Here is a 26,357-nt window from a genome sequence, read left to right as displayed (position 1 = left end):
ATACGGCAGCCACGGCCGCCGACGCAGGCCACGGCCACCTACGCCACCACACGGCTATCTACAAGGGACGCATGAACAAGGCAGTGAACAACGCGGTCTGGTCCGGCAGCTGGGTCGCCGAGCGGCTCGGGGTCGAACTCGCGGGCGACGACAGCCTGCCCCGGCTGCTGGGGCTGGCCCTGCGCCGCAACCCCAAGCGGGCCCACCTGCTGGTGTCGAACGTGCTGGGCAAGCACGTCCCGCAGTCGCCGACCGTGGTCTACGGCCATGGATTCGCCCTGGGCCGACGGGTACGGCAGCTGCTCGGCCCTCAGGAGGCGGCCGAGGCGGTCGTCCTCGGGTACGCGGAGACCGCCACCGGCCTCGGCCACTCGGTCGCCGACGGCCTGGGCACCGCGCCCTACCTGCACTCCACACGCCGCCCGGTACCCGGCGTGGCACGGGCCGGCGGCTTCGAGGAGTCCCACTCCCACGCCACGACCCACCTGCTCCTGCCGGAAGACCCCGCGCTGCTGGCGGGCGACGGCCCGCTGGTCCTCGTGGACGACGAGTTCTCCACGGGCAACACGGTCCTGAATACGATCAGAGACCTCCACGCCCGGTATCCGAGGTCCCGCTACGTGGTGGTGGCCCTGGTGGACATGCGTTCCCCGACGGACGCGAGCCGCCTGGACGACTTCGCCCGGGAAATAGGCGCAACCGTGGACCTGGTGGCAGCGGCAACCGGCACCGTAAGCCTGCCGGACGGCGTCCTGGAAAAGGGCCAGGACCTGGTATCAAGCTTCGAGTCGACTTACGTAGGGGCGCGGGGCAGTGACATATGCGGCTCCGCCGCGTGGGCGCGAACAACCCCCACCGTCCCGCACCCGGCAACGAAGCGAGTAGACCTCTTCTGGCCCCGAGGCCTCCCGGACGGCGGCAGACACGGCTTCACCCCCGCCCACCGAATACGCCTGGAGACAAGCCTCCCCACCATGGCCGCACGCCTGGCCGAGGCCCTCCCGAAAACGGCACGACGCGTGCACATCCTCGGCTTCGAAGAGCTGATGTACGCCCCCCTGAGACTCGCCCGCGAGCTGGAACAGATTGTCGACGCCGAGGTCCGTTACTCCACGACGACCCGTTCCCCCGTCCTCGCCCTGGACGACCCGGGCTACGCCATCCGCAGCCGAATCGTTTTCCCGGCCCACGACGACCCGGCCGACGGCCCCGGCGACCGTTACGCCTATAACGTCGTGGGCAACGACTTCGACGCCGTGATCGCCGTGGTCGACTCCACCGCCGACACGCCCGCCCTGCACGCCCCCGACGGACTCCTCGCCCAGCTCGCCGCGCACATCCCGCACGTGCTGCTCGCGGTCGTGCCGTCCCACGTCCCCCAGCCGCCCCGCATCCCCGCCTCGTCAGGAGAGACCCCCGCCATGCTGCCCGAGCCCCTCCGCGGCCCCGCCTTCTCCTCGTACGCCCCCGAGGAGGTCGGCTGGCTGCTCCAGGACCTCTCGGACGTGACGCTGGAGGCGCCCACCGAGGAGCGCGAGGAGGCCATCCAGAGCGGCGGCGCGCACTACGCGGAGTCGCTGCCGGTGGAGTACCAGCCGAGCGAGCAGTACCAGGCCCTCTTCCACACGGCGCTGGAGGAGTCGGCGGCCCGCCTCGCCCACGCGGTGGGCGTGGTCACCGAGACGGTCATCGCCGAACGGTCGCCCCGCCCGGTCCTCGTCTCGCTGGCCCGCGCCGGCACCCCGGTCGGCGTGCTGATGCGCCGCTGGGCCCAGCACCGGCACGGCCTCGACCTGCCGCACTACGCCGTGTCGATCGTGCGCGGCCGCGGCATCGACCCCAACGCGCTGCGCTGGCTCGCCGCCCACCACGACCCGGCCGACGTCGTCTTCGTCGACGGCTGGACCGGCAAGGGCGCGATCACCCGCGAACTGGCCGCCGCCATCGAGGAGTTCGAGGAGGCCGGCGGCGCCCGCGGCTTCGACCCGGAGATCGCGGTGCTCGCCGACCCCGGCTCCTGCGTGCGGACGTACGGCACCCGGGAGGACTTCCTGATCCCCTCCGCCTGTCTGAACTCGACCGTCTCCGGGCTGATATCGCGCACCGTGCTGCGCACGGACCTGGTCGGGCCGGACGACTTCCACGGCGCGAAGTTCTACCGCGAGCTGGCCGGCGCGGATGTCTCCGGCGCCTTCCTCGACGCCGTCTCCGCGCGCTTCCCGGAGGTCGCGGACACGGTCGACGCGGCGGTCAAGGAACTTCTGGCGAGCGACCGGACGCCCACCTGGGAGGGCTGGGCGGCCGTCGAGCGGATCAGCGAGGAGTACGGCATCCACGACGTCAACCTCGTCAAGCCGGGTGTCGGCGAGACCACCCGCGTCCTGCTGCGCCGGGTGCCGTGGAAGATCCTCGCCCGGGCCGGCGCCGGCCCGGACCTCGACCACGTACGACTGCTGGCGGCGCAGCGCGGCGTGCCGGTGGAGGAGACCGACGATCTGCCCTACACCTGCGTCGGGCTGATCCACCCTCAGTACACACGGGGCGCCACGGGCGCCGACGGAAAGGCGGTGGCCGTCTGATGCCGGTCCTGGTGGCGAGCGACCTCGACCGTACGCTGATCTACTCCTCGGCGGCGCTGGCGCTGACCATGCCGGATGCGCGGGCGCCCCGGCTGCTGTGCGTGGAGGTGCACGAGAGCAGGCCGCTGTCGTACATGACGGAGACGGCGGCCCAGCTGCTGGCCGACCTGGGCGACACGGCCGTCTTCGTGCCGACGACCACCCGGACGCGCAAGCAGTACCTGCGCATCAATCTGCCGGGGCCCGCGCCGGCGTACGCGATCTGCGCGAACGGTGGGCATCTGCTGGTGGACGGCGTCACCGACCTCGACTGGCACGCGTCGGTCACCGCCCGGCTGGCCGACGAGTGCGCCCCGCTGGCCGAGGTGCAGGCGCACCTCCAGGCCACGGCGGACCCGGTGTGGCTGCGCAAGCACCGCGTCGCCGAGGACCTGTTCGCCTATCTGGTCGTCGAGCGCGAGCTGCTCCCCGAGGAGTGGGTCAAGGAACTGTCCGCGTGGGCGGAGAACCGGGGCTGGACGGTCTCCTTGCAGGGCCGCAAGATCTACGCGGTCCCGAAGCCGCTGACCAAGAGCGCGGCCCTCCGGGAGGTGGAGCGGCGCACCGGCGCGGAGCTGACGCTCGCGGCCGGTGACTCGCTGCTCGACGCCGACCTGCTGCTGGCCGCGGACCGGGGCTGGCGCCCCGGGCACGGCGAACTCGCCGACGCGGGCTGGAAGGCGCCGGAGATCGTCGCGCTGCCGGAGCGGGGGGTGCTGGCCGGGGAGCGGATCCTGCGGGAATTCCTTCGAGCGGCCAGGACGGGGCGCTCGGAGGAGACGGCCGCCTAGCGGCTGCGGGCCGGTCGCGCGTCGTCAGGCGCAGCATCCTCCGCCGCAGCATCCGCCCCCGCCGCCCGCCCGGGGCGCCGGGGCGGATGCCGACGCGGTCCCGCCCACCGCCACGGTGGACAGCAACTTCACCGTGTCCTCGTGCCCGGCGGGGCAGCTCGCCGGGTCGGCGGACTCCGCCATAGGGCGGCTCAGCTCGAAGGTGTCGCCGCAGGTACGGCAGCGGTACTCGTAGCGAGGCATGTCCTCAGGTTAGCCGGTGTTTCATGTGTGACGAGTCACGCCCGACTCTTATGTGGAGACTTTGCGAAGGGCGCTGGTAATTTGAGGGCGCCGCGAAGGACCGCGTGGTCGGGGGGATTCAGGGTTGGCCTGGGGCCGCTGGTGCAGTGGCAACCAAGGACAAACTCTTGTACGTCTGTACGTCTGCCTGCGCGAGCAAGAGAGAGTGCGGAGGGAGACACGTCGTGACTCAGTCGGGGCAGGGGGAGGAGCCCCAAGAGCCCGATGCCACCATGCAGTTGAAGGTCCCCGCTTCTTTCCGGGCGGAAGAGACCATGCAACTGCGAATATCGGACGTCGACATAACAGGCGCATCCGATATATCCGGCACTTCGGAAATTCCCTCCGGTCCCAAGCCCCGCCGCAAGGCCCCCCGCCCCTCCGCCCGTTCCCGGCTCACCGTCCTCCTCGGCCCCCTTCTGGCCTTCCTGGCTCCCGCCCTCGCCTTCCTCGCGCCCTACCTGCGCCGGCTGCGCCCCCAGTACCCGCGCCCCGGCCGTCAGGGCTGGCGGCGCTGGATCCCCTCCTGGCGGCAGAGCCTCGGCGGTGTCCTCGCCGCCTTCGGCCTCAGCGCCTTCCTCCTCGTCGTCGCCTACGCCGCGACGGACATCCCGGACAACCTCAACTCGTACGCCACCCAGCAGGACAATGTGTACTTCTGGTCCGACGGCACCCCCATGGCCCGGACCGGCTGGGTGCAGCGGCAGGCGATGCCGCTGAAGGACATCCCCGAGGACGTCCGCTGGGCCGTCCTCGCCGCCGAGAACGCCAGCTTCTACAGCGACCCCGGCATCTCCTTCTCCGGCGTCACCCGCGCCCTGTGGCGGACGGTCGGCGAGGGCGACACCCAGGGCGGCTCCACGATCACCCAGCAGTACGTGAAGAACGTCTACCTCAACCAGAACCAGACGGTCACCCGCAAGTTCACCGAGGCGATGATCGCCCTCAAGCTCGACAACAAGATGAGCAAGGACGACATCCTGGAGGGCTACCTCAACACCAGCTGGTTCGGCCGCGGCACCTACGGCATCCAGCGCGCCTCCCAGGCCTACTACGGCAAGGACGTCAGCAAGCTCAACGCCTCCGAGGCCGCCTTCCTCGCCTCCCTCCTCAAGGGCGCCGGCCTCTACGACCCGACGCTGAACCCGGCCAACCGCGCCCGGGCCGTCGAGCGCTGGTCCTGGACCCTCGACCGCATGGTCGAGATCGGCAAGCTGAGCCGCGCCGAGCGCGCCAAGTACAAGACGTTCCCCGAGCCGCTGAAGCAGAACCCGCTGTACGACACCGGTGAACAGAGCGACTATCTCGTCGAGGTGGCCGCCCAGTACGCCAAGAAGACCGCGAACATCTCCGACAAGGACTTCGACCTCGGCGGCTACCAGATCTACACGACCTTCGACAAGAAGCGTCAGACCCAGCTCACCGACGCCGTCACCAAGGCCCGCAAGAAGGCCCAGAGGGACGACCCGAAGGCCGCGAAGACCGCCCACTACGGCGCCGCCTCGGTGGCCGCCGACGGGCGCATCATGGCCGTCTACGGCGGCCCCGACCACCGTACGCAGGGCTACAACGAGTCCAACGCCACCACCGTGCCCGCCGGTACGGCCTTCACGCCCTTCGTGTACGCGGCGGGCCTGGAGCACGGCGTGCGCAAGACCCGCGAGGGGGACCCGACCCCCGTCAGCGGGGAGTCGGTGTACGACGGCGACGACGGCGTGCTGGTGACCACCCCCGAGGGCTTCTACTGGGACCGCAGCGGCAAGAGGGTCGCCGCCCACAACGCGGACGGCAAGGACTACGGCCCGATCTCCCTGCACCAGGCGCTCGCCAGATCGGTCGACAGCCCGTTCATGCAGCTCGGCATGGACACCGGCCTGGACAAGGTGCGCGCCACCGCGCAGGCGTCCGGGTTCCTCCCCACCAGTCTGGGCGCCCAGGTGCCCGCCCTGTCGATGGGCAGCTCCACGCCCAGCGCCATCCGTATGGCCGGCGGCTACGCCACCTTCGCCGCCGGCGGCATGCACACCGAGCCGTACTCGGTGCGCCGCATCACCCACAACGGCAGCAGCGTCGTCCTGGAGACGCCCGCCGCCACCCGCGCGGTCGGCGCCGACACGGCCGAGGAGGTCACCTCGGCCCTGGAGGACGCCTTCCGCGACGACCACCCGGACGACGCGTCCGCCTCGACGCATGTCGCCGGGAAGGCCGGCACCACCGACAAGGACACCGCCGCCTGGTACGTCGGCACCGCCAAGTCCGTCTCCACGGCGGTCGTCGTCTACCGCATCGATCTCGCCAAGAGCCTCGAACCGCTGCCGCTCAAGGGCCTCGCCGGCACCTCCCGCGACAGCGTCCCGTACGGCATCTGGTCAGGTGCCATGAGTCCGCTCGGCTGACCCCCGGCGCGACCGGCCCCGCCAGCCCCCGCCCCCCAGGAGAATGAGCCGCACATGAAACATCCGTCGGGCCGCCGCCGCAAGGCCCGCACAGCGCGCCGTGTACCCGCCCCCCGCCCCGGTTTCCTCACCCTGGCGGCGTTCCTGGTCGTCGCCTCCCTGGTGGCCGGCTACCTGGTGCTGTCCCGCAGCGACAACACCGAACCGACCGCCTCCGCCAAGGACGGTGGCAAGCCCTCCACGGCGGCGGCCACCGAGGCGCCGTGGGACGGCAAGGTCAAGGTGCTCGGCGACGGCTCGACGTCCTACACCGGCCCGCAGAAGGGCACCCTGAAGCCCGTACCGCTCAAGCCCGGTGAGAAGCCGCCCCAGTTCGTCGTCTTCTCCTGGGACGGCGCCCTGGCCGGCGACGACGGCCTCTTCACGCACTACCGGGAGCTGGCAAAGGAGTACAAGGCCCATATGACCTTCTTCCTCACGGGCATCTATCTGCTGCCCAAGAGCAAGAAGGCGCTGTACCACCCGCCGCAGCACGAGCCGGGCGCGGCGGCGATCAGCTACCCCACCGACGACCACATCCGCACCACCCTGGAGGAGCTCGGCAAGGCGTGGGAGGAGGGCAACGAGATCGGCACCCACTTCAACGGCCACTTCTGCGGCGCGAAGGGCGGCGGCGACTGGAGCGTCGAGGAGTGGAAGAGCGAGATCGACCAGTTCTACGAGTTCGCCGAGAAGTGGAAGACCAACACCGGCTACACCGACCTCGACCCGCTGCCCTTCGACTTCCGCAAGGAGGTCGTCGGCGGCCGCGCCCCCTGCCTGGAGGGCCAGCCCAACCTGCTGAAGGCGGCGCGGACTTACGGCTGGCGCTACGACGCCTCCAACCCCGGTGACTTCCAGATCTGGCCCACGAAGAAGAACGGCATCTGGGACTTCCCGCTCCAGGGCCTGCCGTACGACGGCGGTAAGGTCCAGGCCCTGTCCATGGACTTCAACTTCCTCTACAACCAGACCGGTGGCGAGACCGAGGGCGACGCCGCCAAGCAGCCCGAGTGGCAGCAGATGACGACGGACGCCTACATGGCCGGCTTCAACCGCGTCTACTACGGCAGCAGGGCCCCGCTGTTCATCGGCAACCACTTCGAGGACTGGAACGGCGGCATCTACATGAAGGCCGTCGACGACGTCGTCAAGAACGTGTGCACCAAGAAGGACGTCAAGTGCGTGTCCTTCAAGGAACTCGCGGACTGGATGGACGTACAGAAGCCGCAGACGCTCCAGGCGCTGCGCACCCTGGACCCGGCCCAGTCCCCGGCGGACTGGTCGACAGTGGTGCAATGAGGACGCGACGGGGGCCTCGCCATGACGGTCGTATAACTCCCCCGTCCCAACAAGCGCATCCCCCTTCACAGATGTCACACATGGCGTGCGAGTATTCCGCTACCCCGGCATCCCTCCGCCGGGGCAAGAGGGGAAACATCAGTGAAGTCAAGGAAATTGAGCCGTACGCGGCGTCGCGCGACCATACTCACGGCGGCCGCCGCGTCGGTCGCGGCCGGCGTGGCGCTGCTGCCCAACTGGAGCGCGGGCGCGGCGGTCGTCGACGACCCCACGGTGGACGCCAAGACCAAGGCCACCTTCCAGCGGCTGGCCGACGCGGTCTTCACCGACCGTACCGACGCCCTGGTCACCGGCGCGCAGGGTGACCGCGACAAGCCGCTGACCGACGGTTTCTCCGGCGACGTCAAGATGTCGTCCGGCACCGCCCGCACCGAGGACGCCACGCTGTCCTCGCTGGGCGCGCGCAAGGCCACGCTCGCCAAGGCCGGCGAGAAGTACAGCAAGGCCAGCACCACCGTGACCCTGGACGCCACGCGCGTGACGGGCCGTACAGCCAAGGCCGCGGTCACCGAGACCACGACCCTGACCTACGCGCACACCCGTGGCAACGAGCCGAAGACCACCGGCTTCCAGGTCCACCACGAGCTGACCTTCAAGGCCGACCAGCACGGCGACTGGCAGCTGACGACGATCCGCGACACCGACGCGGGCATCGCCGTCAACACGCTGTCCAAGCCGTCCGTCAAGACGCCCATGACCGGGACCGACGGCAACACCACGCCGAACGCCCCGCGCGCGGCGACGACCCGCTTCCCGGCCCCGGTCCCCAAGACCGGCACCACGTACGACTACAACGCCATGGCGGCCTACGCCGAGAAGTACGTGTACACGTACAACAAGGACTACCCGGACTACAACGGCCACGGCGCGGGCGGCGACTGCACCAACTTCGTCAGCCAGTCGCTGAAGGCGGGCGGCTGGAAGCACGTCCCCGGCTATGTGTACGACTACACCAAGTGGTTCGGGAACGCCGACATCCAGTCGGACTCCTTCGTCGGCGTCAACGAGTGGTCCTGGTTCGCCCAGAACTCCAAGCGGACCACGCCGCTCGCCAACGTCTACCAGCTCGAAGTCGGCGACGTGCTCCAGATGGACTTCGACCGGGACGGGTCGAAGGACCACACGATGATCGTCACGTACAAGAGCAACGGCGTGCCCTACGTGACCTACCACTCCAACAACACGCTCCGCCGGTCGGTGGCGAGCCTCATCGCGTCCTACCCGAACGCGTACTACTACGCCTACCGCACCTGATCGTCGTCCCGTCGCCCGGACTCAGGCGCCGCCAGGTCCGGGTGGCGGGCCCGCCAGTAGGGGTTGTCGTGCGGCAGGGCGGAACCGACCCTGCCGTACATCCCGAAGGCCAGCAGCAGGATGCCGATCACGAAGCTGAACATGACGTTCTGGATCTCGAAGGCCAGGAAGTTGTAGTCCGTGTCCAGCAGCCCCATGTTCAGGAAGCCGCTGAGGATGAACAGCACGCCGAAGGTCATGTTCAGGGTGGACGCGAAGTTCCCGCCGATCACCATGCCGGCCACGAGGATCAGCCCGACGGCGATCGACAGCCAGCTCAGCGCGCCGTTGGTGTTCAGACCCCAGACCTGGTCGCCCCCGGTGTCGAAGGCGCCGATGTGGTCGGTGACGCCGAGGATGCCGAAAGCCACCAGGAACGCGCCCATCAGGCCCGCCCCGATCCGGTAGACCATGTTCAGCCGGTGGTCCACGGGCAGATGATCGTTGAGCCGAATCCGCCGCCGCGGTCCCGAGTGCATAGCGTGTGTGGCCATCGCCGCCCTCCTTGTACGTGGATGTGCGTTGATGCGCCGGTGCAGGCCGTATACCCCAATATCCGCCCGGCGTGCCCCGGGAGCAACGGGGACGGGGGCCCTGAGGTCCGGGGCGCGCTCAGTGCCCGGCGCCGCGCTCCTCGCGGATGCGGGCCACGACCTGCGCGACCGTCTGCCGCACGGCCTCCGTCTCGGTCAGGAAATGCCAGTAGTCGGGGTGGCGGCCCTCCAGCGTGGCGATCGCCCGCTCCAGCCGGGCCACCGACTCGTCCAGCGGCCGGGCGTCCCGCGGATCCGGCGTCGTACGGCCCGTCATCGCCAGCCGCTGCGCGTCCCGGATCGCGAACCGGGTCCGCTCTATCTCCTGCCGCTGGTCCTTCTGCACCGCGTTCAGCCGGCTCAGCCGGTCCCCGGCGGCCGACACCGCCTCGTCGGTGGCGTTCAGCAGGGCCCGCACGGTCGACAGCAGCGCGGCGGCGTCCGGCCAGCGCTGGGCGTCGCGCGCGGTACGCGCCTCGGCGAGCTTGGCCTCCGCCTGCCGTACGTTCTGCGCGGCCTGCTCCGGGACATGCTGGAGGTCCTGCCAGCAGGCGGCCACGAAACGGCGGCGCAGCTCGCTCAGCACCGGCTCGACCTGCTCGGCCCGGGTGGTCAGCGCCTGCGCCCGGGTGCGCAGCGACACCAGCCGATGATCGATCTCGGCGGCCCGCTCCGGCAGCCGCTCCGCCTCCGCCCGGACCGCCTCGGCCTCCCGAGCGACCCGCTCGGCCCGCTCCAGGGTCCCCCGCACGCCGTGCTGCCCCGCCCCCTGGTTCAGCTTGGTGAGCTCCGGCGCCAGAGCGGCCAGCCGGGCCGCCAGGTCGTCCGCCGTCAGCCCCGCGCCCCGTACGGCGTCCAGCGCGTCCGAGGCCGACCGCAGCGCCTGCCGGGCCCGCTCCACGGCGGGCGCGACCCTGGCCAGCTGTGTCTCCGCCGTGCCCAGCAGCGGGCCCAGCCCCTGCGCGAACCGGTCCAGCTCCTGCTTGACCCGCAGCAGCTCGTCCTTGGCCCGGGTGAGCTGGGTGCGCGCCTGCGCGGCCGCGGACGCCTCCAGGTCGTCCCGGTCCAGGTCGACCGCGTCGACGGCGCCGATGTACTGCTGGCTGGCCTCGTCGATGCGCCGTCCGATCGCCTCGAAGTCGGAGACCACGCGGCGGGCCGCCGGCGAGTCGTCGACGGCCGTGATCGTCTCGATGGAGATCCGCAGATCGCGCTGGGCGGTGTCCAGCTCGTAGAACGCGGCCGCCGCGGCGTCCTTCGCGGCCTGCGCCTCCGCCCGCTGGCTCTCGGCCCGGCCCCCGAACCAGCGCCGGGTGCCGCCGCCGGCGAACGCGGCGGGCAGCGCGAGGGCGGCGACGAGCGGCAGGGCGAGCAGGGTGAGCGTGTCACGCACGGGGCTTGAGGGGCGGAGAGGGCGTGCGTGGCGGGCGCGGGGCGCCCTCGGTGCGTACGGCTGTGAAGGTGTCGCCGTCACATCCCTCTCCCGTGCTGTGATCCGCCCTGCCCGGAGTCATTCTCCCACCGGTTGAAGACGAACACACGGGCCGATCAGTTCACGCCGATACGGGTTTGCGGTGCAGTGCGGGCGGCAAGGTAGGCTGTCGACTCGTCCTGGGTTTCCGCCCGGGACATCGGGTGCGTAGCTCAGGGGTAGAGCGCCTGCCTTACAAGCAGGATGTCGGCGGTTCGAAACCGTCCGCGCCCACACCGGCCAGGGGCCCCTCGCATGATCAGCGAGGGGCCCCTGCGCTTTCCCCGTTCGGTGACGGCGGGCCAACTCTGGGTAATCCGGGGGGTGTTCGTGCTCACAGTCACCGGAACGGGATCACGTGGGCCCTCTTGCGTGCGCCTATGATGCGGCTGTGACAGGGATCGGGCTGTGGGACCGGAGGTCGCCCTTGCGGGGGTGGCGGCTGGTGCTGTGCGTGCTCGGTCTGCTGTCGGGGTTGTTCGCCATGCACGGCCTGGCGCCCGGGGGATCCGGCGTCGGGCATGGTCACGAGCGGCCCATGGGGTCCGGTGCCGTCCGGGCGTCCGCCTCCGACGAGGCGCACGAGGGCTGTTCGGGGCACGGTGACTGCGGTGGCGGTCATGTCCGGCACGCCGATACGAGCTGTGCCTCGGGTGCCCTGAGCGGTGGACCGGCGCTGCCCGCGCCGGTGATCGACCCCGTCCCCTTGGCCGTATCCGGCGACACGGTGTGCTCGTACGCCGCCGTCGACCCGGATGACGCCCGTGCCCCGCCCTCCCTGGCGGAACTCCAACTCCTGCGGATCTAGAGGCGCCCGGCACCCGTACGCCCGACCCATCGGCGTGACGCGGTGCTTTCGCATGCCTCATCACTTTCTCCCCTTTTCTCCCGCAGGAGTTCAGCATGAACCGCAAGACCCGTTCCCTCGCTCTGGCCGCCGTCACCGCGACGGCCGCGCTCGTCCTGGCCGCGTGCGGCGGGGGCGGCGACGACAGCGGCACCGACGCGGGCTCGGCGCCCTCCGCCTCCGCGTCCGCCCACGACACCCACAACGCCCAGGACGTGACCTTCGCGCAGGGCATGATCCCGCACCACCGCCAGGCCCTGGAGATGGCCGCCCTGGCCGCCGACCGGGCCTCGTCCCCCCAGGTCAAGGACCTCGCCGCGCGCATCGAGAAGGCGCAGGACCCGGAGATCCGGACCATGAGCGGCTGGCTCAAGGCGTGGGGCGAGGACGTTCCGGCGGAGGGCCACGGCTCGATGCCCGGCATGGATCACTCGGCCCACTCCGGCGGCATGGCCGGGATGATGGACGACGCGGACATGGGGAAGCTGGAGAAGGCCTCCGGGAAGGACTTCGACTCGATGTTCCTGACGATGATGGTCGAACACCACGAGGGCGCGGTCGAGATGGCCGGTACGGAGAAGGCCCAGGGTGCCTACGATCCCGCGAAGACCATGGCCGGTGACATCGTCACCGGCCAGACCGCGGAGATCGAGGAGATGAAGAAGCTCCTCGGCCGGTAGGCCGGCAGGTCAGTCGTTCTCGCCGGGTGGGGTCTCGTGCGCGTGCTTGAGTCGCGTGCGGGCCTCCACCCGGTCCTCGACGGCGACCTCCTCCCAGAAGCGGTGGCAGCTGACGAACACCGCGAGCTCGTGCTCCCGCCGCCGCAGCTTCTCCACCTCGGCCTGCTCGTCGGCCGTCCAGCCGGGGGAGGCGGGGCGCTCCACCTTGCGCCAGCCGCCGTCGTCGCTGAATCCGTCCAGCGGCTCGACCGACCAGGGCAGCCGCTTCAGCAGGGCCGACAGCTCGGCCCGGACCTGATGCAGCTCCTCCTGACCGGCGCGCAGGTCGCTGGGAAAGTCATAGGTCTTAGCCACGCGCCAATGCTACGCCTGTTCGATTTTGGGTCGCGAGCTCCTTAGGGGTCCGAGGAGGAAGGTTCCTTCGAACGAGGGATCGAGGTGAGGTGCGTCTGGGCAGATGTTCGATACGGGTGCGTGGACGCGACCAGCCCCCACGCACCCGCACCCGAACCAAGGAGACGGCCCTACCGCCCCCCGCCCTCCAACTCCCGCACCACGCGAGCAGTCACCGGCACGGCAACCCCCCGCCGCTCCGCGGCCCGCAGCAACGCGCCGCCGATCGCATCGAGCTCCAGCGCCCGTCCCGCCTCCGCGTCCCGCTGCATCGACGACTTCGTCGCCGCCGGAAACGCGTCGTACCGCCCGAGCGCCGCCCCCGCGTCCGCGGGACCTCCGCACGCCCGGCTCACCGCCGCCGTCTCCTCGACCAGCGCGACCAGTTCCTCGCGGTGCCGGGTGCGGACCTCGCCCAGGGGCAGGCCGTACCGCGTGGTCAGGAGCGCGAAGGGCGCCAGGAAACTCATCTTGGCCCACAGCGCGGCCGTCTCGTCCGGCAGGACCCGGGTGACCGGCCCCGCCGCCGCGAGGGCCTCGGCGAGCGCGTCCAGCCGGGGGCGCGGGACGGGATCGCCGGTGAGGTCGACCTCGGCGAAGGGGCTGCCGTGTTCGATGACGCCGGGGGCGACGCGGGTCGACTCGACGCGGATGACGCCCGGGGCGACCCGGTCCGCGCGGTGGTGGGCCCGCAGGGTCGCGGGATGCTCGACGCCGTTCAGGAACGGCACGAGGAGGGCGTCGCCGAGGGCGGCGGAGGGGATGCGGGCGAGGGCCGCGTCGAGGGCGGTGTGCTTGACCGCGATCAGGACGGCGTCGGGCGCCTCGCGCAGTGCGGTGTCCGCCTCGACCCGCGCCGAGAAGTCGCCGAAGTGAGCACTGCGGACCCGGATCCCGCCCTCGCGCAGCGCGGCGGCGGTGTCGTCGCCGGCCAGGCAGATCACGCGGTGTCCGGCGCGGGACAGCAGGGCGGCGAGCAGCCCGCCCACGCCGCCGGGGCCGAGGACGGCCACCGTGAGTTCGTCGTTCGCCATGATGATGTTCCTCTCGTCGGTCGGCCCCGATGACCGGTGGCCGCCACGGAGATGATCATGCCAGGCGAACGGGATCTCCGGAGGGAATCCCGTGAGGGAGGGAGACTGAAGGCATGTGCCGCAGCATCAAGACGCTTCGCCCGCCCGTACTGCCCGAGAAGGCCACGGAGGCCGACATCAGGGCGGCCGCGCTCCAGTACGTCCGCAAGGTGTCGGGCTTCCGGGCCCCGGCCGCGCACAACCAGGAGGTGTTCGACAGAGCGGTGGACGCCATCGCCGAGGCCACGGCCGAACTGATGGACGGCCTGGAGGTGAGGGGAGCGGCCCGCGCCTCCTGACCGGCCCGACTGCAAGGGACGCCCGTACTCGCCTAGGCCGGCTGGCGCCGCACCAGATACGCCGCCCCCGCGCCCGCCCCGAACAGGGCGAGTACGGAGACGCCCGTCGCCAGCCAGGTCGCCCCCAGCCAGTGCGCGCCGAGATAGCCGAGGGCCACGCTGTAGGCCGCCCAGGACAGGCCCGCCAGGACCGACCACGGCACGAAGTCGCGGGCCCGCCGATGCGCCGCCCCCGCGATGAGCGACACGACCGACCGCCCCGCGGGGGCGAACCGGGCCAGCACGACCAGCGGGCCGCCGCCCCGGGCGAGCGCCTCGCCGAGACGTTCCTGCGCGGTCGTCAGACGCCGTGAGCGGGCGATGGCCCGGTCCAGCCGCTCGCCGCCCCGCCAGGCCAGCCGGTACGCCGCCAGGTCCCCGACGGCCGACGCGGTGGCCGCGCACACGATCAGCGCCAGGACGTCCGGCACGTCACCGCCGACCACCTGGGCCGTGGCGGTCGCCGCCCCGGAGCCCGCCGCCGCGGCCGTGGCCGCCGCGATCACCAGCACGCCGCTGGGCAGTACGGGCAGGAAGACATCGAGGAGTACGGACAGGGCGACCAGCGCGTAGATCCATGGACTGCCGGTCAGCGACCCGACACTTTCGAACACCGTGTACTCCCCGTGACTCCCCCGTGTGGCCGGACCGTGCCGCGGTGTCGCGAGGGAGCGGCAGAGGGCGGCCAATGACAGCCATACAGCGTACGCCCGGGGTGTGACAGGAGGTTCACGGGGGGCTCGTGTGTCCGGCACGGAAGGTTCACTCGTCCGGCCCCACCCTGTGAACGGGGGCCGGCACGGTCAGGTGTCCCGGATCGGCGGCGCGGCCGGCGCGTCGGCCGGTCGGCCTCCTCCGTCGCCCCGTGCGGTACGGAACGACGGAGGGCCGGGGACAGGGTGCTGCGGCGGTGGGTCAGCAGGCGCTCAAGTAGCTGGTGAGCGCGCTCTTCTCGGCAGAGTCGACGGAGAGGTCGTAGTAGTACTTCACCTGGACCCAGGCGCGGACGTACGTGCAGCGGTACGCGGTGCGCGACGGCATCCAGGTCGCCGGGTCCTGGTCGCCCTTGGCCTGGTTCACGTTGTCCGTGACGGCGATCAGCTGAGGGCGGGTCAGGTCGTTGGCGAACGCCTGGCGCTGGGCGGTGGTCCAGTCGCTCGCCCCGGAGTCCCAGGCCTCGGCGAGCGGCACGAGGTGGTCGATGTCGAGGTCGGAGGCGGCGGTCCAGGTGGCGCCGTCGTAGGGGGAGTACCAGCTGCCGCTGGTGGCGGCGCAGGAGGAGTCGGTGACGACGTTGGAGCCGTCGCGCTTGAGGACCGTCTCGCGGGTGTTGCAGGTGCCGGAGATGGTGATCCAGTGCGGGAAGAGGTCGCGGCTGTAGCCGGTGCGGTCCTCGGGCGCGACGGTGAGCGAGGCGAGGTAGCTGCGGGCGGTGGCGGCGCTGACCGGGGTGGGGAGGGCGGCGGAGGCGGTCGGCGGGTTGAACAGGGCGACGGAGGCGAGCAGACCGGTGAGGGCGGCGAGTATGCTCACGCGTCGACGCGCGTAGAACCTGGACATGCGAACTCCCTTGGGGTGTGGGGGCGTTGGGGTGCGAGCGAGGGAATGCTCGCGACGCCGTATTGCGGGGAGGTGTGCGTCGGGTGAGAAGTTAATGACGCGTCCATGACACGACAAGGTTCACGGCGAAACGATTTTGTATACTGGGGGACGTTGAAGGGGAGTAGCTCTTCGCCGGACCGTCGACATACTGCTCAGCCCGTCTGAGCCGGCGCCCGGAGGCGGATCTCTCAAGGGATCTGCCAGCGAGACCTTCGGCAAGCAGTGCACGCCCGTGCCTTCCCGGCGCGGGTGCTCCATGTGTGCTGCCGTGCCGAGGAGTCTCCGTCGTCAGTCGGAAGATCGTGAAGCTCTCGGTGGGGCGGCCCCGACCGATTGAGGAACCTTGATCAGCCTGACCGTGACGGCGCTCGTCTTCGGTGTCGTCTTCCTCGCCGAGCTGCCCGACAAGACCGCCCTCGCCGGCCTCGTCCTCGGCACCCGCTACCGCGCCTCCTACGTCTTCGCCGGCGTCGCCGCCGCCTTCGCGCTGCACGTCACGCTGGCCGTGGCGGCCGGAAGCGTGCTGACGCTGCTGCCCCAGCAGATCGTGCACGCGCTGACCGGAGTGCTGTTCCTCGGCGGCGCCGCGATGCTGCTGCTGAAGAAGGACGACGGCGAGGAGGAGATCCGCCGGCCGGAGAACCAGTCCTTCTGGAAGGTCGCGGGCGCCGGATTCATGCTCATCCTGGTCGCCGAGTTCGGTGATCTGACCCAGATCATGACGGCGAACCTCGCGGCCCGCTACGACGATCCGCTGTCCGTCGGACTCGGCGCGGTGCTGGCGCTGTGGGCGGTCGCCGGACTGGGCATCGTGGGCGGAAAGGCGCTGATGAAGCGGGTGCCGCTGGCGCTGATCACCAAGGTCGCGGCGCTGCTGATGCTCGCGCTGGGCGTGTGGAGCCTGTGGGAGGCGGTCGCCGGGTGAGGTCGGTGCTCCCGGCTCTGAGGCCCCCCCCGGCTGAACGGACGGTGAACGCTTGTGGGGGGTGGTGGCGGGCGGGGGCGATTGTTTTGTACCGTGGAGGAACAAAGTGGCTCCCGCCCGTTTTCCCTGACCGGCGGGCGGGGCCGCCTTGGTTTTCCGTACCCCTGCTGGGAGCTGCCGATGACGGCCACCACCGTGCTCACCGCCCGTGCCCTACTGCTCGACATGGACGGCACGCTCGTGAACTCCGACGCCGTCGTCGAGCGCGTCTGGCGGCGCTGGGCCGCGCGGCACGGGCTCGACGGCGACGAGGCGATGAAGGTCGTCCACGGGCGGCAGGGGTACGCCTCGATGGCCGTACTGCTGCCCGACCGGCCGATGGAGGCGAACTACGCGGACAACGCGCGGATGCTCGCCGAGGAGACGGCCGACATGGAGGGCGTGGTGCCGGTGCCGGGGGCGGCGGAGTTCCTGGCGTCGCTGGTGCGGCTCGGGGTGCCGCACGCCCTGGTGACCTCGGCGGACGTCGCGCTGTCGACGGCGCGGATGCGGGCGGCTGGGCTGGAGCTGCCCGAGGTGCGGGTCACGGCGGAGTCGGTGGGGGCGAGCAAGCCCGATCCCGAGGGGTTTCTGAAGGGGGCGGCGGAGTTGGGGGTGGACCCCCGGGACTGCTTGGTGTTCGAGGATTCGGGGGCGGGTATCGAGGCGGGGCGCTCCGCTGGGATGCGAGTGGTGGGGGTTGGGGGGAGGGCCGGGGTGTATCGGCCGGATGTGGTGGTTGAGGATCTTCGGGCTGTGCGGGTGGGGAGGGGGGCCGCGGGGGTGGTTGAGGTGTGTGTGAGTTAGGGGTGCGGGTGGGTCTGGGTGGGGTGGTGGGTGGTTGCTGGGTCTTGGGCGTGCGGGTGGGTGGGGGCTGGTCGCGCAGTTCCCCGCGCCCCTTTCGGTCGGACCGGGCGCGTGAGTTTTCGTGTGGCCGTCTTCAGGGTGGTCGCGGCTACGGTTCCCGGGTTTCCGACTCCAAGTGGGCGCGGGTCGACGGGCCGTACTCTCCGAGTTCGTCTGTTGTGATGCCTCGGGCCCACTGGTAGTTGCGGACCGCGTTCTCGACGTTCTCGGTGTACTTGCCGTTGATGTCGTCGTTGTACAAGTACAGCTGGCGCAGGCGGAGTTGGAGTTCCTCGACGTCGGGGCCGCGGTCGCCGCGCCGTAGCACGGTGGGGGCCACGATGGTCCGTTCGCCGTCGCCCGCCGGTGTGGCGGACGCCGACGCGCTCGCGGATGCCGACGGTGACGCCGTGCGTGACGTCGACGGAGACGCCGAAGTGGCGGACGGCGACGGCGACTCGCTCTCGGACGGCGAGGGTGAGGTCGAGTGCGACGGTGACGGGGACGCCGTGGCGGTCTTGGAGGGCGACACCGACGCCGGGCTCGTCGTCGTGTCCGGCACCGCCGCCCGTACGTCCTTCGGGGCCGCCGAGTCCCGGCTGGGCGGCTCGTAGGAGAACAGCCCGCTCGCGAAGCCCGCCGCCGTCACGACGGTCACCGCCGCCGCGGCCGCCGCCACGAGGAGCATCCGCCGCCGTCCCCCCGGACCCTCGGCGTGCTCCTCCGGCTCGTCCTCGCCCGCACGGTCGAACAGGCTCAGGTCCATGGTGCTCGGCTCACCCGGCACCGGCGTGAGCGGCGTCGGCAGCGCGGGCACGGCCTGCAACCGCATCGTCGCGTCGTCCGCCGCCGGAGCCCACACCTCACCGGCCGCGGGCTCGCGCCGCCCGGTCGGCGTGAAGGGCTCCCCATCCCCCGGGCCCCCGCTCTCCCCACCGTCCAGCGCGACATACGGCCGGATCCGCAGCGGGTCGAAGTCCTCCGCCGCGGCCGCCTCCGCCGAACGGGTGTCGCGCAGGGCCTCGGCCGCGCGCTGGGCGCAGTCGCACGACGGCGTGTTGTCCGGCGCGCGCAGCGCACCGCACTGCGGGCACGGAAGCCCCTGCCCCCGCGCTTCCTGCCGCCCCATCGGCTCGGTCACGTGTTCGTCCCTCCCCATGCGAACTCCAGAGATTATGCGCATCCCCCACACACTTCGCCGCCCGCGACCCCCGGAACGCCCCCCTCCAAAGCAACTCAACAGGCCATAACCGCCCACACCCACCACGATGGAACTGGCACGCACGGCAGAACCGACACAAGACTCATGAGCCCCGGAGGTCTCCATGGCCTTGGACGAGCACGCCCGCACGGAGGATCCGCGCCGGGAACACGTGGCCGGAAACGTTCTCGTGTCGATCGGCGCCCTGCTCCTCGGCATGCTGCTCGCCGCCCTGGACCAGACGATCGTGTCCACCGCGCTGCCGACGATCGTCAGCGACCTCGGCGGCCTGGAACACCTGTCCTGGGTCGTCACCGCCTACCTGCTCGCCTCGACCGCCGCGACCCCGCTGTGGGGCAAACTCGGCGACCAGTACGGGCGCAAGAAACTCTTCCAGACCGCGATCGTCATCTTCCTCATCGGCTCCGCCCTGTGCGGCATGGCGCAGAACATGCCCCAGCTCATCGCCTTCCGGGCCGTCCAGGGCCTCGGCGGCGGCGGACTGATGGTGCTGTCCATGGCGATCGTCGGCGACCTCGTCCCGCCCCGCGAACGCGGCCGCTACCAGGGCCTGTTCGGCGCCGTCTTCGGGGCGACCAGCGTCCTCGGCCCGCTGCTCGGCGGCCTGTTCACCCAACACCTCAGCTGGCGCTGGGTGTTCTACGTCAACCTCCCCGTCGGTGTCGTCGCGCTCGCCGTCATCGCGACCGTCCTGCACATCCCGCGCCGCGCCGCCCACCATGTCATCGACTACCTCGGCACCGTCCTCATCGCGGCCGTCGCCACCTGCCTCGTCCTCATCGCCTCCCTCGGCGGCACGACCTGGGACTGGGCGTCCGTCCAGGTCGTCGGGCTCGCCGTGCTCGGCGTCCTGCTCATCGTGGCGTTCGTCCTCGTGGAGCGCCGCGCGGCCGAACCGGTCCTGCCGCTCAAGCTGTTCCGCGTCCGCACCTTCACCCTCTCGGCCGTCATCAGCTTCATCGTCGGCTTCGCGATGTTCGGTGCGATGACCTACCTGCCGACCTTCCTCCAGGTCGTCCAGGGCGTCTCGCCGACCATGTCCGGCGTCCACATGCTGCCGATGGTGCTCGGCCTGCTGCTGTCCTCCACACTCTCCGGACAGATCGTCAGCCGCACCGGCCGCTGGAAGGTCTTCCCCATCCTCGGCACCGGCGTCACCACCCTCGGCCTGCTCCTCCTCCACCAGCTCGACGAACACAGCTCGACCGCCCGGATGAGCGCCGACTTCTTCGTCTTCGGCCTCGGACTGGGCCTGGTCATGCAGGTGCTGGTGCTGATCGTGCAGAACGCCGTGTCCTACGAGGACCTCGGCGTCGCCACCTCCGGCGCGACCTTCTTCCGCTCCATCGGCGCCAGCTTCGGCGTCGCCATCTTCGGCACGGTCTTCGCGAGCCGCCTCGGCGACAAGCTCGCCGACGCCTTCCGGGGCGTACGCCTGCCCGCGGGGGCCTCCGCCGACGCCCTGAAGGCCGACCCGCGCGGCATCTCCGACCTGCCGCCCGCCCTGCGCCCCGCCGCCCTGCACGCCTTCGCCACGTCGATCACCGACGTCTTCCTCTACGCCGCCCCCGTCGCGCTGCTCGGTTTCGTCCTCGCCTGGTTCCTCAAGGAGGACAGGCTGCGCGCCTCCGTCACCGCGCCCGACGTGACCGAGACCCTGGCCAGCAACCCCGTCCAGCGGTCGTCGTACGACGAGGTGTGCCGCGCCCTGTCCGTGCTCGGCACCCGCGAGGGCCGCCGCGAGATCTACCGCGGCATCACCGAACGCGCCGGCTACGACCTGCTGCCCGCCGCGAGCTGGCTGCTGCTGCGGATGAAGAAGTACGGCACCGTCGAGCCGGGCCGTCTCGCCGAGCGCGTGGCCGTCCCGCTGAACGTGATCCTGGAGGCCGCCCGGCAGGTCGAGGAACGCCGTCTCGCCGTCCGCGAGGGCCTGGACCTGCACCTCACCGAAGAGGGCCGAGAGGTCGCCGGGCGGCTGGCCGCGGCCCGCGAGGCGTCGCTGGCCGAGCTGCTCGGCGACTGGTGGGGCCCGGACCGCCCCACCGACCTCACCCAGCTGGTCAAGGAGCTGAACGACGAACTCTGCGGCTCCGACCGCGAACAGCCCACCGCCGAGGGTGACATCCGACGCGGCGTCTGAGGCACGGTTCAGCCGAGACCGCCGTCTTCCTCGCCGCCGTCGCCATCGCCGTCGAGGTCCTTGGCGAACCAGTGTTCGGCGTACTGGTCGTCGTTGTGCGGCTCCGTCTCCGCGTAGCCCAGGCGGGCGTACAGGGCGCGGGCCTCGGTCAGGTCGGAGCGTGTGTCGAGGACCATCCGCCGGGCGCCCAGCTCCCGGGCGGCCCGCTCGGCGGCCCCGACCAGCAGCGCCGCGCCGCCCTTCCCCCGCGCCTCCGGCCGCAGGAACACCCGCGTGAGCTCGGCCGTGGCCGGCTCCAGCAGCCGTACGCCCGCACTGCCGGCCGGCTCGCCGCCGTACCGCGCGATCAGCAACCGCCCGGCGGGCGGCGCGAGCTCGGCCCCGGTCCGCGCGGCGATCTCCCGCTCCAGCTCGTCCGGGTCGGTGCGCCGGCCCTCGTGCAGCAGATACCAGCGGTCGCTGACCTCCGTGTAGTAGTCCCGCCACAGCGCGGTCGCGGCGGGCGAGTCGGGTGTCTCCGGGGTGATCGTCCAGGTCATACCGGCATTGTCGGGCGGCGGGACGTACGGCCCGCAAGCGAATATGCGCGACCGCGGGGGTCGTTTGACGGGTGGCGTCCGGGCAACCCGGAGCGGGAACCGGCCCGTGGGGCCGACACACTGGAAGGCAGCCATGTCCACAGCCGTGATCATCGTTCTGATCGTTGCCGCGGTGGCCATCGTCGCCGTCGCGGCCTTCTTGGCCGTACGCGCTCGGGGCTCACGCGGCGGCAACCTGAAGCAGCGGTTCGGGCCCGAGTACGACCGGGCCGTCGCCCGGCACGACGGGGACAAGAAGGCGGCCGAACGCGAACTGGGAGCGCTCGTGGAACGCCACGGTGACCTGCGCGAACGCCCGCTGGAGCCCACTGAACGCGCCCGGTTCGAGTCCCGCTGGGCGGCCGCGCAGGAGCGCTTCGTCGACTCACCGCGCGATGCGGTCACCGAGGCGGACCGGCTCCTCGCGGAGGCGGCGGGCGCCCGCGGCTTCCCGGACGGCGGACGCTACGAGGAGCAGATCGACGCCCTGTCCGTGCACCACGCCGAGCATGTGAACGGATACCGGCACGTGCACTGGGTCGCCAGCGGCGCGGGCGCCGGTGACCGGGCCGGATCCGGCGCCGGTACGGAGGACATGCGGGCCGCCATGATCGAGGCGCGGGAACTGTTCGAGGACCTGATGGAACCGGACGGACGGCACGGCGGCCGCCACCGGGCGACATCGGGCACGGGGACCGGGTCGTCCGGGAGCCATCTCCTGGCACGCGGCTTCCACCGGCATCAGCCGAAGCACGGATGAGACAGGAGGAGGGTGAGCGGAATGGCAGGCATGAGGCCGGGACCGGAACCGGAGGACCGGATGCCGGAGAGCACCGAGCGGATGCAGGAGGGCGAGCGGATGAGGGGCGGTGACCGGATGCCGGGCGGTGACCGGATGCCGGACAGTGGTCGGATGGCGCGACGGGAGCAGATGCCGCCGGGCGAGCCGATGCCGCTGGCCGAGCGGATGTCGCCGGAGGACCGGATGGCGGCGGGCGGGCCGATGTCCACGGAGTCGCAGGCCCTGTCGGATTCGTCGCGAGCACCCCTGCTCCCGCAGGACGAGAGCGAACGGCTCACCTCCCGTTTGCAGCACGCCGTCCAGGAGTTCGTCGACCGGCCGCGCGAGGCCGTGGAGGAGGCCGACCACGTCCTGGAGGAGCTGGCGACCCGCTTCAGCGACGCCATGACGAGCCGGCGCCGTACGCTGCGCGGCTCCTGGCAGATGGCGGACACCGGCGAGGACCGCACCGAGCCGACCGCGGAGACCGAGCAGCTCCGGCTGGCCCTGCGGGACTACCGGGAGCTGACGGAAAGGCTGCTACACGTCTGACCGACGCCCGCGCCACTCCTCGACGACCGCCTCCACGTCATAGGGCTTCATGCCCAGCGGCGGACCGGGCGGCGGCTTGAACATCATGTCGCGGATCTTGGCGTTGACCTCGGTGATGATCCGGCGCACCGTCCGCTCCGAGGGCGCCGCGTAGGCCGCGGCGAGGGCGTCCTCCGCCTCCTTGCGCAGGGCGAGCGCCGGCGGCAGCACCGCCAGCCCCTCGCGGGCCATCTTCCGCTTGACCCACCACAGTTCGTCGTACGGCGTGTCGAGATCGGCCGGCAGCGGCTTGCCCACGCCCGGCAGCCGGTCGAACTCGCCGCGTGCCTGCGCGTCGCGGATCTGCTTGTCGACCCAGGACTCGAACGGGACGCCCGGTGGCTTTCGCTCGGTCATGCCTTCATTGTGCCGGACGCGACAGCCCCGGGCGATTTATCATGCGGCCGCTGTACAAGGACACTTAGGACATCGCAGTACCTCATCTCAGCAGTACCTCATCTCAGGAGGAGCGCACGTGCTCGAACTCACCATGGCGTCCGTCTCGGGGGCGGAAGAGGGCGCCACGGCCGGCATGCTCATGGCCGACGCGCCCAGCGATCCGGGCGCCGTGCTGCGGGTGGGCCGGGACAAGGCCGTGTGCCGCCTCGCGACACCCGACGACTGGCTGTTCGTCTCCCGGGTGCACCTGGAGTTCCTGTGCGGGCCCGACGGCACCTGGCAGGTGACCTGGCTGCGGGGCTCACAGCCCGAACCCTCCTCCGAAGTCCGGCTGCTGATGGGCGAGTACCGGCAGCCGGTCGACTACGGCGGCACCGTGCCGCTGCCCCGGGGCGGCTCCGGCGAGATCGTGATCCAGGATCGCACCGGCCCGCGCAGCGTCAACGTCGGCTTCTACCACGAGGCGTAGCGGCCCGCCCCCCCCGAGGCCGGGGCTACGCCAGGACGCGGGCCAGCGCGAACCCGTCGTAGCCCTTGGTGCCCACGGTCTGCAGGGCCGTGCCGCTCAGTCTCGGGTGGTCGGCGATGAGTTCGAGGGCGGCGCGGGTGCCGCGCACGGCGCCGTCGGTCGTGTGCGGGTCGGCGACCCGGCCGCCCCGCACCACGTTGTCGACGACGATCAGGCTGCCCGCGCTGGTGAGTTTGAGGGCCCAGTCGACGTAGTGGGCGTTGTTGGCCTTGTCCGCGTCGATGAAGACCAGGTCGAACGGGGGCGGGTTCTCGTCGGCGAGGAGGGGCAGCAGGTCGAGGGCCGCGCCGACGCGCACCTCGATCTGCTTGTCGAGCCCGGCGCGCGCGATGTTGCGCTGGGCCACCTCCGCGTGCTTCGGCTCGTACTCCAGGGTGATCAGGCGGCCCTCGGGCGGGAGGGCGCGGCCCAGCCAGATCGTGCTGTAGCCGCCGAGGGTGCCGATCTCCAGGATGGCGCGCGCGCCCTGGATCTCGGCGAGCAACTGGAGGAACTTGCCCTGGCTCGGTGTGACATTGATCGGCGGCAGCCCGGCGGCTGTGCTGTCCCGCAGCGCTGCCTCCGTCACCTCGTCGTCCGGGGCGAGGGTGGCGGCGAAGTAGCCGTCGACGGCGTCCCAGACCTGCGACTCACTCATGCGCTCTGCCTCTCGTGCAGATCCACTGCGTAGACCACTACGCACACCTACTTAGAAACGCTAACTAGCTCGATCAACGGCCGGAGTTGCGGGTGGGTTCCTCCGCGGGGGACCGGAGGCGGACATGGTCGGGCGAATTCAGCCGTTCGGGCGAGGGAGGGGTGGCGGGTTCGTGGGCCGGTATCGGGGGCACGCGAGGCGCGGTGCGCGGCTTGGGAGGGACGGGGGACGCGGGGGGCGGTGATGGGGGGACGTGGGTCGTCGGGGTCGCTGATCGCGGGACATGGGGCGCTGGTTCCATCGTGGCCCCGCCCGCCGCAGTCGACCCCACCTGTGCCGGGCTTTCCGCCCCAGACATCGATGCCGACTCCGACTCCGTCCCGGCCATCGCCCCTGTTCCGGCCACCGGCCCCGTTCCGGCCGCCGACCCGGTTCCTGCCACCGACCCCGATACCGCCCCCGTGCCCGTCCCCGCCCCGCCCGCATGTCGCCCCAGCCCCCTCACGTTGCGGCGGGCCCTGCTGCCCCGTACCGCCCAGGTGATCGCCCCTGCGGACGCCGCCGTCAGGCCGACGGCCAGCGTCAGCAGCCAGGCCGGGGCGCCGGCGATCGTGCGGAGGTGGTCGTCGTAGATCACCTGCTGGAAGGCCGTGTCGGCGGGGGCGCGGCGCAGTTCGTGGTCGCCGGTGATCGCCGACGGGGTGGGGAAGTCCTGGACCAGGGCCGTCAGGAAGGGGGTGCCCTCGGCCAGGGCGGCCAGCGGCCCCGTCCGCGGCGTCACCCGGCCCGCGAAGGTGACCCGGGGACGCCCGCCGCCGATGGCGGACGCCGGTTCCATGCGGTGGGCGGCGAGCACGTACAGGCCGAGCGACTGCGGGGTCGCCGCCAGGCGGGACAGCCGCATCGGGTAGACGAGCCGGTCCGAGGCGAAGCTGAGGTGGAGGGGGTCCAGGACGCCGTTCAGGGTGGCGCCGGCCGTCTGGGGGACGAGGCGGACCGCGACGTACTCCCAGCGCTGGTCGACGTACGGCCGCAGGGCCTGCTCCAGGCGCGGCGGGAAGGCGAAGTCGTTGGCGCGCAGCCAGTCGTCCAGCGCGGCGGGGTCCGTCGCGGTCAGCCGTGCCACGTCGAAGGGCCCGAGCCGTTCCCGGCCGACCACGCCCACCCCGGGCCCGGCCTCCGGAGCGCCGGGTGACGCGCCCGCGCCGTCCGTGTGGTCGGAGGTGAGCGGCCAGTCGCCGTCGCGTGGCCAGAAGTGGTACCGGTCGCGGTGCACCGGCGCGGTGGCCGCGTCCAGCTGGTCGAACAGGTCCGGGTCGCCGAGCTCGACGGTCGCCCGGTGCGGCACCGGCATGATCCAGGCGGCTCGGTCGGCGTCCCCGCCGACCGACAGCCGCATCACGATCTGCTCCCGAGCGCCGTCCCACCGCACCGCGGACACTTCGCGCCCGACGGTCACCCGTCGCTGATCGGCCGGAATCAGTGCCCCGCAGCCACAGGCGTAGGCGGGTGCTACGAGCATCCCCACCTGGAGTGCGAGCAGCGCCAGCACCAGTGTCACGATCCGCCCGCGCCGCCCACGGCCCGGCCGTTCCCGTCCTTCCCGCCGTTCCCGCCGTTCGCGCAGGAAACCGCCCATGTCCGAAGCCCCTCCGTCACCTTTCGCGGTACACCGGTGGCCGCGCAGCGCGGCGCGGCAGGGTCTACGACGGTACGGCTGAGGGACCGGTTCCGTTCGTGCCGTGATCCGGTTCGAGCCCTTGGCGAGGCGTCCCGACCGCCTGCGGACTATCGTCTTTCGGACAACTTCCGGACAAAAGGAGGGCGGACGACAGGTGAAGCGGGGGTTGCCCGCGTCTGTGTCCCGAGGGGTGCTGCGAGCCTCGTAGAGTTGGAGGTTCGTACAGGTGCGGTAGGTGCGCCCCGGTGCGGAACCCCGCGCGCGGACC

General features: G+C 71.6%; 26 protein-coding genes and 1 tRNA gene. 15 read left to right on the top strand and 12 right to left on the bottom strand.

What is annotated here, in order from left to right; all coding sequences use genetic code 11:
* Positions 1–71: 71 nt before the first annotated feature.
* Complete coding sequence (locus tag ACZ5NW_RS11785; protein ID WP_468743642.1) at positions 72–2,579, top strand: phosphoribosyltransferase; 2,508 nt, start codon at positions 72–74, stop codon at positions 2,577–2,579.
* Positions 2,579–3,409, top strand: coding sequence for an HAD family hydrolase (locus ACZ5NW_RS11780; protein WP_468743641.1), 831 nt, complete (start codon positions 2,579–2,581; stop codon positions 3,407–3,409). Before ACZ5NW_RS11785 ends, ACZ5NW_RS11780 begins: the two co-directional genes overlap by 1 nt.
* A gap of 24 nt (positions 3,410–3,433) precedes the next feature.
* Here the strand turns inward: ACZ5NW_RS11780 and ACZ5NW_RS11775 are convergent, their stop codons facing one another.
* Entirely contained in the window at positions 3,434–3,652 is a 219-nt protein-coding gene (locus tag ACZ5NW_RS11775) for an FmdB family zinc ribbon protein (RefSeq protein ID WP_468743640.1), read from the bottom strand.
* A gap of 272 nt (positions 3,653–3,924) precedes the next feature.
* On the opposite strand from ACZ5NW_RS11775, the gene ACZ5NW_RS11770 reads away from it, so the two are divergent.
* The 3 genes from ACZ5NW_RS11770 to ACZ5NW_RS11760 all read left to right on the top strand — a co-directional run bounded on the left by ACZ5NW_RS11770 (position 3,925) and on the right by ACZ5NW_RS11760 (position 8,742).
* A complete protein-coding gene (locus tag ACZ5NW_RS11770; protein WP_468743874.1) occupies positions 3,925–6,087 on the top strand; it encodes a transglycosylase domain-containing protein in 2,163 nt (720 codons plus the stop codon).
* A 54-nt stretch (positions 6,088–6,141) separates the two neighbouring features.
* The gene (locus tag ACZ5NW_RS11765) at positions 6,142–7,428 is read left to right on the top strand and encodes a polysaccharide deacetylase family protein (protein WP_468743639.1); all 1,287 of its coding nucleotides are present in this window, start codon (positions 6,142–6,144) and stop codon (positions 7,426–7,428) included.
* 156 nt (positions 7,429–7,584) lie between these two features.
* Complete coding sequence (locus tag ACZ5NW_RS11760; protein WP_468743638.1) at positions 7,585–8,742, top strand: amidase domain-containing protein; 1,158 nt, start codon at positions 7,585–7,587, stop codon at positions 8,740–8,742.
* Here ACZ5NW_RS11760 and ACZ5NW_RS11755 read toward each other — a convergent pair.
* Positions 8,730–9,275, bottom strand: a complete 546-nt coding sequence (locus ACZ5NW_RS11755; RefSeq protein WP_468743637.1) for a DUF4383 domain-containing protein — start codon at positions 9,273–9,275, stop codon at positions 8,730–8,732. The genes ACZ5NW_RS11760 and ACZ5NW_RS11755 overlap by 13 nt on opposite strands.
* A 118-nt stretch (positions 9,276–9,393) precedes the next feature.
* Positions 9,394–10,788, bottom strand: coding sequence for a hypothetical protein (locus tag ACZ5NW_RS11750; RefSeq protein ID WP_468743636.1), 1,395 nt, complete (start codon positions 10,786–10,788; stop codon positions 9,394–9,396).
* Between the two features lie 159 nt (positions 10,789–10,947).
* Here ACZ5NW_RS11750 and ACZ5NW_RS11745 point away from each other — a divergent pair.
* The 3 genes from ACZ5NW_RS11745 (at position 10,948) to ACZ5NW_RS11735 (ending at position 12,312) form a co-directional block, all read left to right on the top strand.
* A tRNA-Val gene (locus ACZ5NW_RS11745) sits at positions 10,948–11,019 on the top strand.
* A gap of 157 nt (positions 11,020–11,176) precedes the next feature.
* A complete protein-coding gene (locus ACZ5NW_RS11740) occupies positions 11,177–11,593 on the top strand; it encodes a DUF6153 family protein (RefSeq protein ID WP_468743635.1) in 417 nt (138 codons plus the stop codon).
* A gap of 95 nt (positions 11,594–11,688) precedes the next feature.
* Positions 11,689–12,312 carry a DUF305 domain-containing protein gene (locus ACZ5NW_RS11735; protein ID WP_468743634.1) on the top strand — a complete coding sequence of 208 codons (624 nt, stop codon included), beginning with the start codon at positions 11,689–11,691 and terminating at the stop codon, positions 12,310–12,312.
* Between the two features lie 9 nt (positions 12,313–12,321).
* Here the strand turns inward: ACZ5NW_RS11735 and ACZ5NW_RS11730 are convergent, their stop codons facing one another.
* Together ACZ5NW_RS11730 and ACZ5NW_RS11725 are read right to left on the bottom strand one after the other, a co-directional pair.
* Positions 12,322–12,666, bottom strand: a complete 345-nt coding sequence (locus tag ACZ5NW_RS11730; RefSeq protein ID WP_468743633.1) for a hypothetical protein — start codon at positions 12,664–12,666, stop codon at positions 12,322–12,324.
* 170 nt (positions 12,667–12,836) lie between these two features.
* Positions 12,837–13,739, bottom strand: coding sequence for a ketopantoate reductase family protein (locus ACZ5NW_RS11725; RefSeq protein ID WP_468743632.1), 903 nt, complete (start codon positions 13,737–13,739; stop codon positions 12,837–12,839).
* A 113-nt stretch (positions 13,740–13,852) separates the two neighbouring features.
* Here ACZ5NW_RS11725 and ACZ5NW_RS11720 point away from each other — a divergent pair, with 113 nt between their 5' ends.
* Positions 13,853–14,077, top strand: coding sequence for a DUF2277 domain-containing protein (locus tag ACZ5NW_RS11720; RefSeq protein ID WP_468743631.1), 225 nt, complete (start codon positions 13,853–13,855; stop codon positions 14,075–14,077).
* A 32-nt stretch (positions 14,078–14,109) separates the two neighbouring features.
* Here the strand turns inward: ACZ5NW_RS11720 and ACZ5NW_RS11715 are convergent, their stop codons facing one another.
* Together ACZ5NW_RS11715 and ACZ5NW_RS11710 are read right to left on the bottom strand one after the other, a co-directional pair.
* The gene (locus tag ACZ5NW_RS11715) at positions 14,110–14,730 is read right to left on the bottom strand and encodes a DedA family protein (RefSeq protein ID WP_468743630.1); all 621 of its coding nucleotides are present in this window, start codon (positions 14,728–14,730) and stop codon (positions 14,110–14,112) included.
* Between the two features lie 301 nt (positions 14,731–15,031).
* On the bottom strand, positions 15,032–15,676 hold the full coding sequence (locus ACZ5NW_RS11710) for an HNH endonuclease family protein (protein WP_468743629.1): 645 nt from the start codon (positions 15,674–15,676) through the stop codon (positions 15,032–15,034).
* A 385-nt stretch (positions 15,677–16,061) separates the two neighbouring features.
* Here ACZ5NW_RS11710 and ACZ5NW_RS11705 point away from each other — a divergent pair, with 385 nt between their 5' ends.
* Together ACZ5NW_RS11705 and ACZ5NW_RS11700 are read left to right on the top strand one after the other, a co-directional pair.
* On the top strand, positions 16,062–16,643 hold the full coding sequence (locus tag ACZ5NW_RS11705; RefSeq protein WP_468743628.1) for a TMEM165/GDT1 family protein: 582 nt from the start codon (positions 16,062–16,064) through the stop codon (positions 16,641–16,643).
* A 180-nt stretch (positions 16,644–16,823) separates the two neighbouring features.
* Positions 16,824–17,489 (top strand): HAD-IA family hydrolase, encoded by a 666-nt coding sequence (locus ACZ5NW_RS11700; protein ID WP_468743627.1) that lies wholly within the window; start codon positions 16,824–16,826, stop codon positions 17,487–17,489.
* Positions 17,490–17,637: 148 nt separating this feature from the next.
* Here the strand turns inward: ACZ5NW_RS11700 and ACZ5NW_RS11695 are convergent, their stop codons facing one another.
* The gene (locus ACZ5NW_RS11695; RefSeq protein ID WP_468743626.1) at positions 17,638–18,669 is read right to left on the bottom strand and encodes a peptidoglycan-binding domain-containing protein; all 1,032 of its coding nucleotides are present in this window, start codon (positions 18,667–18,669) and stop codon (positions 17,638–17,640) included.
* Between the two features lie 184 nt (positions 18,670–18,853).
* Between ACZ5NW_RS11695 and ACZ5NW_RS11690 the strand changes: the two genes are divergently transcribed.
* A complete protein-coding gene (locus tag ACZ5NW_RS11690) occupies positions 18,854–20,893 on the top strand; it encodes an MDR family MFS transporter (protein ID WP_468743625.1) in 2,040 nt (679 codons plus the stop codon).
* 8 nt (positions 20,894–20,901) lie between these two features.
* On the opposite strand, the gene ACZ5NW_RS11685 is transcribed toward ACZ5NW_RS11690, so the two are convergent.
* Positions 20,902–21,432 carry a GNAT family N-acetyltransferase gene (locus ACZ5NW_RS11685; protein ID WP_468743624.1) on the bottom strand — a complete coding sequence of 177 codons (531 nt, stop codon included), beginning with the start codon at positions 21,430–21,432 and terminating at the stop codon, positions 20,902–20,904.
* A 133-nt stretch (positions 21,433–21,565) separates the two neighbouring features.
* Here ACZ5NW_RS11685 and ACZ5NW_RS11680 point away from each other — a divergent pair, with 133 nt between their 5' ends.
* On the top strand, positions 21,566–22,231 hold the full coding sequence (locus ACZ5NW_RS11680; RefSeq protein ID WP_468743623.1) for a hypothetical protein: 666 nt from the start codon (positions 21,566–21,568) through the stop codon (positions 22,229–22,231).
* Between the two features lie 21 nt (positions 22,232–22,252).
* Positions 22,253–22,804 carry a hypothetical protein gene (locus ACZ5NW_RS11675; RefSeq protein WP_468743622.1) on the top strand — a complete coding sequence of 184 codons (552 nt, stop codon included), beginning with the start codon at positions 22,253–22,255 and terminating at the stop codon, positions 22,802–22,804.
* Here the strand turns inward: ACZ5NW_RS11675 and ACZ5NW_RS11670 are convergent.
* Positions 22,793–23,200, bottom strand: coding sequence for a DnaJ family domain-containing protein (locus tag ACZ5NW_RS11670; RefSeq protein ID WP_468743621.1), 408 nt, complete (start codon positions 23,198–23,200; stop codon positions 22,793–22,795). The two genes, ACZ5NW_RS11675 and ACZ5NW_RS11670, sit on opposite strands and share 12 nt — an antisense overlap.
* 118 nt (positions 23,201–23,318) lie before the next feature.
* Between ACZ5NW_RS11670 and ACZ5NW_RS11665 the strand changes: the two genes are divergently transcribed.
* Positions 23,319–23,711 (top strand): hypothetical protein, encoded by a 393-nt coding sequence (locus ACZ5NW_RS11665; protein ID WP_468743620.1) that lies wholly within the window; start codon positions 23,319–23,321, stop codon positions 23,709–23,711.
* Positions 23,712–23,736: 25 nt separating this feature from the next.
* On the opposite strand, the gene ACZ5NW_RS11660 is transcribed toward ACZ5NW_RS11665, so the two are convergent.
* Positions 23,737–24,408 (bottom strand): O-methyltransferase, encoded by a 672-nt coding sequence (locus tag ACZ5NW_RS11660; RefSeq protein ID WP_468743619.1) that lies wholly within the window; start codon positions 24,406–24,408, stop codon positions 23,737–23,739.
* Between the two features lie 73 nt (positions 24,409–24,481).
* Entirely contained in the window at positions 24,482–26,047 is a 1,566-nt protein-coding gene (locus tag ACZ5NW_RS11655) for a DUF2330 domain-containing protein (RefSeq protein WP_468743618.1), read from the bottom strand.
* Positions 26,048–26,357: the final 310 nt, after the last annotated feature.

The organism is Streptomyces sp. NPDC032126 (assembly GCF_055580085.1).
This window is presented reverse-complemented; position numbering and strand designations above follow the sequence as displayed.

Coding starts and splice junctions, on each gene's coding strand:
- ACZ5NW_RS11755 (WP_468743637.1), bottom strand. CDS start 9,275: ATGGCCACACACGCTATGCACTCGGGACCGCGGCGGCGGATTCGGCTC.
- ACZ5NW_RS11765 (WP_468743639.1), top strand. CDS start 6,142: ATGAAACATCCGTCGGGCCGCCGCCGCAAGGCCCGCACAGCGCGCCGT.
- ACZ5NW_RS11770 (WP_468743874.1), top strand. CDS start 3,925: ATGCAGTTGAAGGTCCCCGCTTCTTTCCGGGCGGAAGAGACCATGCAA.
- ACZ5NW_RS11655 (WP_468743618.1), bottom strand. CDS start 26,047: ATGGGCGGTTTCCTGCGCGAACGGCGGGAACGGCGGGAAGGACGGGAA.
- ACZ5NW_RS11785 (WP_468743642.1), top strand. CDS start 72: ATGAACAAGGCAGTGAACAACGCGGTCTGGTCCGGCAGCTGGGTCGCC.
- ACZ5NW_RS11775 (WP_468743640.1), bottom strand. CDS start 3,652: ATGCCTCGCTACGAGTACCGCTGCCGTACCTGCGGCGACACCTTCGAG.
- ACZ5NW_RS11660 (WP_468743619.1), bottom strand. CDS start 24,408: ATGAGTGAGTCGCAGGTCTGGGACGCCGTCGACGGCTACTTCGCCGCC.
- ACZ5NW_RS11725 (WP_468743632.1), bottom strand. CDS start 13,739: ATGGCGAACGACGAACTCACGGTGGCCGTCCTCGGCCCCGGCGGCGTG.
- ACZ5NW_RS11735 (WP_468743634.1), top strand. CDS start 11,689: ATGAACCGCAAGACCCGTTCCCTCGCTCTGGCCGCCGTCACCGCGACG.
- ACZ5NW_RS11675 (WP_468743622.1), top strand. CDS start 22,253: ATGGCAGGCATGAGGCCGGGACCGGAACCGGAGGACCGGATGCCGGAG.
- ACZ5NW_RS11710 (WP_468743629.1), bottom strand. CDS start 15,676: ATGTCCAGGTTCTACGCGCGTCGACGCGTGAGCATACTCGCCGCCCTC.
- ACZ5NW_RS11680 (WP_468743623.1), top strand. CDS start 21,566: ATGTCCACAGCCGTGATCATCGTTCTGATCGTTGCCGCGGTGGCCATC.
- ACZ5NW_RS11690 (WP_468743625.1), top strand. CDS start 18,854: ATGGCCTTGGACGAGCACGCCCGCACGGAGGATCCGCGCCGGGAACAC.
- ACZ5NW_RS11700 (WP_468743627.1), top strand. CDS start 16,824: ATGACGGCCACCACCGTGCTCACCGCCCGTGCCCTACTGCTCGACATG.
- ACZ5NW_RS11685 (WP_468743624.1), bottom strand. CDS start 21,432: ATGACCTGGACGATCACCCCGGAGACACCCGACTCGCCCGCCGCGACC.
- ACZ5NW_RS11780 (WP_468743641.1), top strand. CDS start 2,579: ATGCCGGTCCTGGTGGCGAGCGACCTCGACCGTACGCTGATCTACTCC.
- ACZ5NW_RS11670 (WP_468743621.1), bottom strand. CDS start 23,200: ATGACCGAGCGAAAGCCACCGGGCGTCCCGTTCGAGTCCTGGGTCGAC.
- ACZ5NW_RS11720 (WP_468743631.1), top strand. CDS start 13,853: ATGTGCCGCAGCATCAAGACGCTTCGCCCGCCCGTACTGCCCGAGAAG.